Annotated in this window: 1 pseudogene; it reads right to left on the reverse strand. The window is 41.5% G+C overall.

Annotation, left to right across the window (positions count from 1 at the left end):
- Nucleotides 1–137: 137 nt before the first annotated feature.
- Nucleotides 138–945 (reverse strand): annotated as a pseudogene (locus R7Q48_RS25350) (hypothetical protein); the annotation flags it as partial.

A 945-nucleotide genomic window follows, 5' to 3' on the forward strand; every position in this document is an offset into this window, starting at 1 on the left:
ACACGAAAAACCACATAAAACCCGTAAAATTTATTTGAGTTTTTTGTCGATGAGGAAGGAAATGAGACTTTGATCACGGTTCCACTTTTTGTTTTTAGTGATTTAATGGTCAAAATAACATTATGTATTTTAAGTGGTTATTTTTTGTTGCTTGAGCGTAACGGCTTTGGGCTGTGATAAATCATATTGATTTTAAATTCTTCAACGCGATCAGCCAGTTCAGGCTTTGGACGCAAAATGTAGCTGTACACCTCGCCATCAAGTAGTTCGTCGTAAGGCGAGTAGCTCAGATCAAATGCTAACGATTGTTGTCTGGTCGTGGGGTTACTAATGTATTCGTAGCAGTCAATTAGGTAAGTCGGATCGTAGGGGTTAGGATCGGAGATGATGTCGACCTGATAGTCTCCTTGACCAGCAATGACATGGCTGCCGTACCAGATGGCGACATCAGCACAATACAAGTTTGGATTGTAAGTGCGTAAGTTGAGATCGGAATCGATGCTTTCACCATGAGGCCCAATGACTTGAGTTCCATGGTGATAAATATAATTGCCAATTTCAGCCACGAGATAATCGCCGTTTGGGCGAGGTAGCAAATAGTCAAAAAAGGATATCTGGTATAAATATCGTCCTGTCGGTGCGTTGATGCGTTTTTCCATCGATTGCTTGTTCTTTTGCATGGTATAGCTTTCGAATTGTTTACCATCAAACACGGTGGTGAAATAGTTCTGAGTCTCTTTATGAACCTGAGATGGGTACACCTTTTTGGTGGTCCAGATTTGACGAGCACCATTTGCGCTAACAATCAACGAGTCATCACTGATTTTGTAATGACCCACTTTTTTTAGTGCTCCCTTTTCTGGGCATAAGCGCTTGTTGTTGGAGGCGGCAAAGTACACTTCTTCGTTTTCAAACTGAAACGCTTCGCAATACACCACTTCATAA

The sequence above is a fragment of the Vibrio sp. 378 genome (genome assembly GCF_033339435.1).